Origin of the sequence: Streptomyces endophyticus (assembly GCF_035798155.1) — a bacterium.
Classification (GTDB): Bacteria; Actinomycetota; Actinomycetes; order Streptomycetales; family Streptomycetaceae; genus Streptomyces; species Streptomyces endophyticus.
The window spans coordinates 1-3,534 of record NZ_JAOZYC010000049.1; the positions used below are offsets into that span (position 1 = coordinate 1).

4 protein-coding genes are annotated in these 3,534 nt (G+C 72.5%); 2 read left to right on the plus strand and 2 right to left on the minus strand.

Going from position 1 to position 3,534, the window contains the following annotated elements; all coding sequences use genetic code 11:
- Nucleotides 1-1,000 (minus strand): D-alanyl-D-alanine carboxypeptidase family protein (locus OKJ99_RS07825; protein ID WP_326015094.1); only part of this gene is annotated, 1,000 nt, incomplete at its 3' end.
- A 224-nt stretch (nucleotides 1,001-1,224) separates the two neighbouring features.
- Between OKJ99_RS07825 and OKJ99_RS07830 the strand changes: the two genes are divergently transcribed.
- Nucleotides 1,225-1,674 carry a cyclic nucleotide-binding domain-containing protein gene (locus tag OKJ99_RS07830; protein WP_326015095.1) on the plus strand — a complete coding sequence of 150 codons (450 nt, stop codon included), beginning with the start codon at nucleotides 1,225-1,227 and terminating at the stop codon, nucleotides 1,672-1,674.
- Between the two features lie 149 nt (nucleotides 1,675-1,823).
- Entirely contained in the window at nucleotides 1,824-2,393 is a 570-nt protein-coding gene (locus OKJ99_RS07835) for a hypothetical protein (protein ID WP_326015096.1), read from the plus strand.
- A gap of 59 nt (nucleotides 2,394-2,452) precedes the next feature.
- On the opposite strand, the gene OKJ99_RS07840 is transcribed toward OKJ99_RS07835, so the two are convergent.
- Nucleotides 2,453-3,415, minus strand: coding sequence for an electron transfer flavoprotein subunit alpha/FixB family protein (locus OKJ99_RS07840; RefSeq protein WP_326015097.1), 963 nt, complete (start codon nucleotides 3,413-3,415; stop codon nucleotides 2,453-2,455).
- Nucleotides 3,416-3,534 lie beyond the last annotated feature (119 nt).

The following is a 3,534-nucleotide window of genomic DNA, read 5'->3' on the forward strand; positions in this document are numbered from 1 at the left end:
CCGGTTCGGCCCCCGTGGCGGGCGCGGGCGCCGGGGCGGCCGCGGCCAGTTGCTGTGGAGCCGAGGGGCGCTGGGACGCCGCCGCCTGCCGTGCGTGCAGGGGCGCCGCCTCCGCGCCCCAGTCGAGCAGCGCGCGGCTCTCCTCGTAGACCGCGTTGAAGTCCTCGTCCTGCGGGTTCATGACGGTCACCAGGACCGTGCGCCCCTCGTGGCTCGCGGCGGAGACCAGAGTGCAGCCGGCCTTGGACGTGTAGCCGTTCTTGACGCCGACCAGGCCCGGATAGGGCTCCACCCCGTGCGAGCCCACGAGGAGCCGGTTGGTGTTCTCGATGCCGAACGCCTTCGGGCCGCCGGCCGCCGGGAAGCGGGCCGACTTGGTGGCCATGTAGCGACGGAAGTCGTGGTTCTTGAGGCCCTCCCTGGCGATCAGCGCCAGATCGTGGGCCGAGGAGAACTGGCCGCGCGTGTCATAGCCGTCGGGGGAGCGGACCTGGGTGTCGCGGGCGCCGATCCGGCGGGCGGTGGCCTGCATCTGCGCGACGGTGCGGGAGACGCCGCCGTTCATGTGGGCGAGCGTGTGCACGGCGTCGTTGCCGGAGCTGAGGAACACGCCGCGCCACAGGTCGGCGACCGTGTACCGGTTGCCTTCGTCGACCCCCACGAGGCTGCTGCCCTCGGAGACGTCGGAGAGATCCCCGTACGTGGCCCGGTGCACCTCGTCCTGGCGCAGCTTCGGCAGCACGGTGAGGGCGAACAGGGTCTTGAGCGTGCTCGCGGGCGGCAGCCTGCGGTGCGGCGCCTTCGAGGCGAGGACGTCACCGGTGCGCGCGTCCATGACCTCCCACGACAGCGCGGAGACGGACGGCGGTGCGGGCGGGTCCGGCACCGGCGGATCGGCACTGGCGGGGCCGACGGCGGTGCCCGCGGACACCACCGCGCACACGCCGCACGAAACAACGGCCCTGCCGAAGACAGGGCGAAAGCGGAGAAAAGGCGCCATGCCGGAAACGTAGAACCGGCACCGCGCGACCGCGCTCCACGTACGCCATACGGCCGCCGCACACGGGGGACGCCCGCCCGAGGTGCGCGCGATATCGCCCGGAAATACGCTGTTCGGGTGACGGCCGCTCCGATCGGAGCGGCCGTGATCCTCCCCGCCGAGCCGGGCGGGCCACGAACGTGACGTACGTACGCTGGAATGACTCGACGGTGGAGGTGGCCGCCATGACGGCCCAGACACGACTCCTGAACCGGCTCTCGCACGCGGACCGGGACCGATTGATGCCCCTGGCCAAAGAGGTCTCGTTCGCCCAGGACACCAGGATCTTCGAGGAGGGGGACCGGGCGGACCGGTTCTGGATCATCCGGACCGGGATGGTCACCCTCGACGTCCGCGTCTCCGACCGCGCCGTGCTGCCCATCGACCCGCTCGGCCCCGGCGACCTGCTGGGCTGGTCCTGGCTCTTCGAGCCGTACGAATGGGACTTCGGTGCGGAGGCGTTCAGTCCGGTGCGGGCCTACGAGTTCGACGGCGCGGCCGTACGCACACTGTGCGAGCAGGAACCGAGGCTCGGGGTGGCCGTGCTGCACGGAGTGGCCGAGGTGATGGCGCACCGGCTGGAGGCGGCGCGGGTCAAGCTGCTCGAGGCGCATCGGACGCACGGGCGCATCTGAGCGGATCCGGCGGGCTCGGGCTCAAAAGGGTCGTCGGTGTCACCCGACTCGACGTCTCGACAGGCGGTGGGCGCGTCCACGCGGTGGGATCGGTCGCGGAGTACCCGCACATCCGTGGTCCGTCCGCCGGGCCCGCCGAGAGGATCCGCATGGGCCGCACCGCGTCCTGGCCGACCGCCGCCGTCACCGCGGCCACACTCGCCGTCGGGGCCCTGATGTGCCCCGCTCCGGCCTGGGCGGCGGACGACGATCCCTGGGGCCCCGACACCTCGTGGACCGAGAGCCCGCCGGTGGCCGACACGGCGGGGACGCTGGAGCTGGTGCCCGCCGACCCGGGGCCGGGCGCGAGCGTCACGGCGAGCACGAGCGCCTGCGGCGAGGACCGGATCGCGACGGGGGACGGCGACAGCCTCGGGGCGGGCGAGTTCCCCTTGCAGACCGCGACCCAGGAGGGTTCGGTCACGGGCCAGTTCACGGTGCCGACGGGCGCCAGGTCCGGCACCTTCCCGATCACCGTGATCTGCGAGAGCGGCACCGAGGTGCGGCAGACGCTCACCGTGTCGGGGCGGGGCGGCACCGAACTGGGCGGGGTCAAGGCCGGGGACGGCGGGTCGCTGGGCACACTGAGCGTCGCTCAACTCGCCCTGGGCGGGGTCCTCATCGCCGGTGCGCTGGTCGCGGCAGGGCACTACGCACGCCGCCGCACCCAGGAGGTGTGAAGGTCCCGGGCGCGGCGGCGGTCTCGAACTTCCTCGACCCTCGCGGGTCGTGAACTCCCTTATCCCTTGCGGGTCTTGACCTCTTCGGTCAGGGCGGGGACGACGTCGAAGAGGTCGCCGACGACGCCGTAGTCGACGAGGTCGAAGATCGGCGCCTCGGCGTCCTTGTTGATCGCGACGATCGTCTTCGAGGTCTGCATGCCGGCCCGGTGCTGGATCGCACCGGAGATGCCGGAGGCGATGTACAGCTGCGGCGAGACGGACTTGCCGGTCTGGCCGACCTGGTTGGAGTGCGGGTACCAGCCCGCGTCCACCGCGGCGCGCGAGGCGCCCACGGCCGCGCCGAGGGAGTCGGCGAGCGCCTCGATGATGGAGAAGTTCTCGGCGCCGTTGACGCCGCGGCCGCCGGAGACCACGATCGCGGCCTCGGTCAGGTCCGGGCGGCCCGTCGACTCGCGCGGCGTGCGGGAGGTCACCTTGGTGCCGGTCGCGGCGTCCGAGAAGGCCACGGTCAGGGCCTCGACGGCGCCGGCGGCCGGGGCGGCCTCCATCGGGGCGGAGTTGGGCTTGACGGTGATGACCGGCGTGCCCTGGGAGACCGTGGACTTGGTGGTGTAGGAGGCGGCGAACGCCGACTGGGTGGCGACGGGGCCGTTGTCGCCGGCTGCCAGGTCGGTGGCGTCGGTGATGATGCCCGCGCCGATCCGCAGCGCGAGGCGCGCGGCGATCTCCTTGCCCTCCGCGGAGGAGGGGACCAGCACGGCGGCCGGGGAGACGGCCTCGTAGGCGGCCTGGAGCGCGTCCACCTTCGGCACGACGAGGTAGTCGGCGTACTCGGCGGCCTCGTGGGTGAGCACCTTGACGGCGCCGTGCTCGGCCAGCGCGGCCTGCGTCTCGGCGGCACCCGCGCCGAGGGTGACGGCGACCGGGTCACCGATGCGGCGGGCCAGCGTCAAAAGCTCCAGGGTGGGCTTGCGGACGGCGCCGTCCACGTGGTCGACAAAGACCAGAACTTCAGCCATGAGAATGTTCCAACTTCCGTGACGAGTGAGCGACTTGGTGACTAGATGAACTTCTGGCCCGCGAGGAACTCGGCGAGCTGCTTGCCGCCCTCGCCCTCGTCCTTGACGATCGTGCCCGC